The organism is Streptomyces sp. H39-C1, assembly GCF_027158125.1.
GTDB lineage: Bacteria > Actinomycetota > Actinomycetes > Streptomycetales > Streptomycetaceae > Actinacidiphila > Actinacidiphila fildesensis.
In genome coordinates this window covers 1-6,176 of sequence record NZ_JAPVLS010000080.1, presented here as the reverse complement: position 1 = coordinate 6,176, position 6,176 = coordinate 1, and the positions used below count along the sequence as shown (strand labels likewise).

The 6,176-nt window shown below is 73.4% G+C and carries 1 protein-coding gene; it reads left to right on the top strand.

Features of this window, described 5'->3' with window-relative positions:
* A partial coding sequence (locus tag O3W51_RS36870) for a non-ribosomal peptide synthetase (RefSeq protein ID WP_269288465.1) occupies positions 1-6,176 on the top strand: 6,176 nt, incomplete at both ends.

Sequence of the window (6,176 nt, the reverse complement as noted above, 5' to 3'; positions counted from 1 at the left end):
CGGGCGACCTGGCTCCGACGCTGCGGGACGTCCGTGACAGTCTGCGGGCGGCGCCCGACGGCGGGCTCGGCTACGGGCTGCTGCGCTACTGCAATCCGCGCACCGCGCCGGTGCTGGCCCGGCTCGGCACCCCCCAGCTCCTCTTCAACTACCTGGGCAGGTTCCCGGTGGGCGCCGAGCACGACTGGGCGAGCGCACCTGAGGCGCTGCGGACGGCCCCCGATCCGGACCTCGGCACGCCGTACCTGGTGGAGATCAACGCGGCCTGCCACGACACCCCGGACGGACCGGAACTGCACGCGGTCCTCACCTTCGCCGATGGCGGGATCCCCGCCGACGAGGTGGCCGCGCTCGCCGACGCCTGGGCGGAAGCGCTGCGCGAGTTCGCCGACACCGGGGGAGACGCGGCAGTACTGCCCGTCCTCGGCGGGCTCGCGCTGAGCCCTGCTGAGGTCACCGCCCTGGCTGATGCGGCCCCGGTGCCCGTGGAGGCGATCTGGCCGCTGTCGCCGCTCCAGGAGGGCCTGTTCTTCCAGGCCCGGCTGGCCGGCGACGCCGACGTGTACGTGGCGCAGAACGCTTTCGACTTCGCCGAACGCCTGGACGCCGACGCCCTGCGCCGGGCCTGCGCCGCCGTGCTGGAGCGGCACGCCGCGATGCGTCTCGGCTTCACCTCCGACCGGGTGGACCGCCCGGTCGCCCTGGTCGGCACGGACCTGACCGGACAGGTCGACGTGGTCGACCTGTCCGGCCTGAACGAGAAGTCCGCGGCGCGGCAGCTGGCGGAGGTGACGGCCGCGGACCGGCGCAGCCCCTTCGACCTGGCCCGGCCACCGCTGATGCGGCTGACCGTGGTGTCGCTCCCCGGCGGACGGGACCGGCTGCTGCTCACATACCACCTGCTGCTCTGGGACGGCTGGTCGCGCGAACTGGTCCTGCGCGAACTGTTCAGCGCTTATGCCCAGGCCCGTACCGGCGGGATCGCCGCCTACGAGACCCCGTCGGCGACCTTCGCCGACTACCTCAGCCATCTCTCGGAGCAGGACGCCGAGGGCTCGGCGCGGGCCTGGGGCGAACTGCTCGCCCCGCTGGAGGAACCGACCCTGCTCTTCCCTGCGGCGATGGGCACCGCGCCGGTCCTGGCCACGAGCCTGTCGTTCCAGCTGTCACCGGACGAGACGAACAGCGTTACCGGGTCGGCCCGGCGCAGCGGGGTGACGCTCAACGCGGTCCTCAGCACCGCGCTCGGCATCGTGCTGGCCCATGCCTGCGGCCGGAACCAGGCGGTCTTCGGCACGACCGTGGCCGGCCGCCCGACCGAACTCGACGGCATCGACACCGTCATCGGTGTCTTCCTCAACACGGTGCCCGCACTTGTCCGGCTGGACGCGAGCGAGCCCGCTCGCGATGTGATGCGCCGGGTCCAGGACGACCGGGTGGCGATGATGGCCCACGAGTACCTCGGCCTGGGCGACATCCAGCGCGCCGCGGGACGCGGGCAGCTCTTCGACAGCCTCTATGTGCTGCAGAACTTCCTCGACGACGACACCTTCACCGATCTGGAGGACGCCCACGGCATCGTCGGCGTGGACGCCGTCGACGCCACCCACTACCCGCTGACCTGGGTGGCGACACCCGGCAGGCAGTTGCGGATGCGGCTGGAGTTCCGCGACGACGTGGTACCCCGCGAGCAGGCGGAAGCGCTTCTTGCCCGGCTGAAGCAGGTCCTGCTGCGGCTGGCCGAGGACCCGTCGGCGGCCGTCGGTGACGTCCCGGTGATGACCGACGCCGAACTGCCCGCACTGACCCGGATGTGGGACGGCCCGCAGCGGTCCTTCGGCGAGGCGACCATCGCCGAGCTGATGGCCGGCCAGGCCGTCCGCACCCCGGACGTCCCGGCACTGACCTTCGGCGACGCCACCCTGACCTACGCCGAGTTGGATGCCCGCGTCAACCGGGTGGCCCGGTCGCTGCTGGCCCGCGGTGCCGGTCCCGAGCAGATCATCGCGCTGGCGGTACCCCGGTCCATCGACATGGTGGTGGCGCTGTTCGCCGTGCTGCGCACCGGTTCCGCGTATCTGCCGCTGGAGCTGGACAACCCTGACGAACGGCTGCTCGGGATGCTCGCCGACGCCACACCGGTCCTGCTGGTGACCACCGGACCGGTCGCGCCCCGGCTGGCCGCGCACCCGGTGCCGGTGCTGCTCCTGGACGCCCCGGGCGCACTGGCGGTGCACGACGAGCCGCTCACCGACGAGGAGTTGGGGGCCTTCGCGCCCGGCGGTCCGGGACGGCTCGACCACCCGGCGTACGTGATCTACACCTCGGGTTCCACCGGCCGCCCCAAGGGCGTCGTGACGCCCTACCGCGGACTGACCAACATGCAGTTCAACCACCGCGAAGCGATCTTCGACCCGACGGTCACCGCCGCCGGAGAGCGGATCCTCACCATCGCGCACACCGTGTCGTTCTCCTTCGACATGTCCTGGGAGGAGCTGCTGTGGCTGGTCGAAGGGCACCATGTGCACATCTGCGACGAGCAGTTGCGCCGTGATGCCCGCGCCCTGGTGGCCTACTGCGACCGGCACCGCGTCGACGTGGTGAACGTGACCCCGACCTACGCCCAGCACCTCATCGACGAGGGCCTGCTCGACGGCGAGGAGTACGGCGGCCGGCCGGGTGCGCACCGTCCCGCCCTGGTGCTGCTCGGCGGCGAGGCGGTGCCGCAGACCCTGTGGTCGGCGCTGCGCGACACCGACGGCGTCCTCGGCTACAACCTGTACGGCCCGACCGAGTACACCATCAACACCCTGGGCGGCGGCACCACCGACAGCGACGCCACCACCGTGGGCAGCCCGATCTGGAACACCCGCGGCTACGTCCTGGACGGCTGGCTGCGGCCGGTGCCGCCGGGAGTGCCCGGCGAGCTGTACATCAGCGGCGCGGGCCTGGCCCGCGGCTACCTCGGCCGACCCGGACTCAGCGCGCAGCGGTTCGTCGCCGACCCGTATGTGCCCGGCGGGCGGATGTACCGCACCGGCGACCTGGTACGGGCCAGGTCCGACGGCAACCTGGACTTCCTCGGCCGCACCGACGACCAGGTGAAGATCCGCGGTTACCGGGTCGAGCTGGGCGAGGTCGAGAACGCGGTCGCGGGCCTGCCGGGTGTGCACCAGTGCGCCGTACTGGCGACCCCCGACGCCTCCGGCGGGCGGCGCCTCGCGGCCTTCCTCGTTCCCGACGCCGCCTTCGACCCCGACGCTCTCGCCGCCACCGTGCAGCGTGAACTGCGCACGCTGCTGCCCGGCTACATGGTGCCCACCGCGTACGCCGTGGTGGACGGCCTGCCGCTGACCGTCAACGGCAAACTCGACGTGGCAGCACTGCCCCGGCCGGTCCCGGTCACCACCGTGTCCCGCCCCCCGGCGAACGACGCCGAGCGGGTCCTGTGCGGGCTCTTCGCCGACGTGCTCGGCGTCGGGACGGTGGGCGTCGAGGACGACTTCTTCGACTCCGGCGGACACTCCCTGATCGCGATGCGGCTGCTCGGCGCGATCCGTGCCGAACTGGGTACCGACCTGTCGCTGCGGGACCTGTTCGACACCCGGACCCCGCTGCGGCTCGCCGAGCGGATCGCGGCCGCGCGGCCCGGCCGCGAACCGGCCGCCCTGGTGGCGGGGGTCCGGCCGGAACACCCGCCGCTGTCTGCCGCGCAGCAGCGGTTCTGGCTGCTGCAGCAGTTGGAGCCGGGCTCCACCGCGTACAACTACCCGCTGCTGGTACGGCTGCGCGGGGCGGTCGACGTCCCGGCGCTGCGCGCCGCGCTGGCCGACGTCGTCGCCCGCCACGAGATCCTGCGCACGCTGTACACGGTCGTCGACGACGAGCCGGTGCAGCGGATCACCGACCCGGCGCCCGTCCCGGTGACCGTGGTCGGCGGCCCGGCCGCACGGACGGCGGCCCTGGTCGCCGAAGCGGTGGCGCTGCCCTTCGACCTGTCGGCGGATCTTCCGCTGCGGGCACTCGTCCTGCAGGAGCACGACACCGGCGACACCGTACTGACCCTGGTGCTGCACCACATCGCGATGGACGAGTGGTCCGACCGGCCGCTCCTCGACGACCTGGACACCGCCTACACGGCCCGCGCCGCCGGCCACCCGCCGCACTGGGAGCCACTGCCGGTGCAGTACGCCGACTACGCCCGCTGGCAGGCCGACCTGCTCGGCGATCCCACCGACCCGGACAGCAGGCACGCCTCCGAACGGGCCTACTGGCAGCGGCAGTTGCACGGCCTGCCCGAGGAGATGGCACTGCCCGCCGACCGGCCGCTGCGCGGCTCGCGCGGCGAGGGCCTGGTCACCCTGGAGCTCCCGGCCCAGCTGATCGACCCGCTGCGGGACCTCGCCCGCTCCCGGTCGGCCAGCCTCTTCATGGCGCTGCACGCCGCGCTGGCCGCCCTGCTGTCGCGGCTGGGCGCCGGCGATGACGTGGTGATCGGCGCGCCGACCTCGGGCCGGGCCGACCCGGCGCTGCACGACCTGGTCGGATTCTTCGTCAACACCGTGGTGCTGCGCGCCGATCTGTCCGGATCGCCGACGTTCACCGAGCTGCTCGGCAGGGTCCGGGAGACCGACCTGGCCGCGTTCGAACAGGCAACCCTGCCGTTCCAGCAGGTCGTCGAGGCACTGAACCCGGCCCGGGTACCGGGCAGGAACCCGCTGTTCCAGGTGATGCTGGGCTTCCTGCACCAGCCGAACGGCGACGGCGGTGTCCGGAGGGTGCTCGGGCTGCCGACCGGCGACGCCCCGGACTTCCTGGCCGATCCCAAGGTGGACCTGAACTTCACCTTCGTCGACGCGGGCCCGTCCGCGTCGGTCGGGCTGACGCTGGAGTTCGATGCCGCCCGTTTCGACGCGCGCACCGCGGACCGCCTGGTCCGGCGTCTCTCGGTGCTGCTGGGCGACCTCGTCGCCCGGCCGGACCGGCGGGTGGACGCCGCCGAAGTCCGCTGCGCCGACGACCTGGCCGACCTCGCCGACTGGCAGCCCGGCGGCCCGCCGGCGGCCGACGGACCTCCCTGGCACGCACTGCTGGCAGAACACGCCCGGCTGACACCCGACGCCGACGCCTGTGTCTTCGACGGCCGGACGGCCTCCTACCGTTCACTCGACCGGGCCGCCGACGCCTTCGCCGCCATGTTCGCGGGGCACGCCTCGGCCGCCGACCGGGGCCAGGACCGTCTCATCGGGGTCGCGCTGCCGCGCTCACGACGCCTGCCGGCCGTCCTGGCGGGCGTGGCCCGCGCGGGAGCGGCATACGTGCCGCTGGACCCGGCCTTCCCGCAGGACCGGCTGCGCCACATGGTGGACGACGCCCGCCCCGCGCTGCTGGTGGTCGACGCCCGCACCCGGGCGCTGTTCCCTGACCCGCCCGAGGGCACGCACATCCTGGACCTGGACGCGGACGACTTCGGCCAGGCGGTCGACGCCCTCCTCGACGGCGGCACACCGTTCCGGACCGACCCCGCCCCGCACCGCCCGGCCGACCCGGACTCGGCGGCGTACGTCATCTACACCTCCGGTTCCACCGGACGTCCCAAGGGCGTGACCGTGACCCGGCGGAACGTGGACGTCTTCCTGTCCGCGATTCCCACCGCGGCACCCCTCACGGCCGGGGACCGGCTGCTCGCGGTGACGACCCTGTCGTTCGACATCGCCGTACTGGAACTGATGGCCCCGCTGCGCGCGGGGGCCTGCGTGGTCCTGGCCTCCGAGCAGGAGGTCCGTGACCCGCTGTTGCTGGCGGGGCTGCTCCGCGCCGAGCGGATCACCCATCTGCAGGCGACGCCGTCGCTGTGGGGAGCGCTCACCGAGACGGCCGAGGCCGACCTGACCGGCGTGCACGCGCTCGTCGGCGGTGAGGCGCTGCCGGTGCCGCTGGCACGTGAACTGGTCCGGCGGGCGCGTACGGTGACCAATCTCTACGGCCCCACCGAGGCGACCGTATGGGTCACCTCGGCACCGGTCGATGAGGCCTGGTGCGAGGGGCCGCACATCGGACGCCCGCTGCCCGGCACCACCGTCCGGGTCCTGGACGCGGCGCTGCGCCCGGTGCCGCCGGGCATCGTGGGGGAGCTGTACGTCGCCGGGCCGCAGGTCGTCCGCGGCTATCGGGGA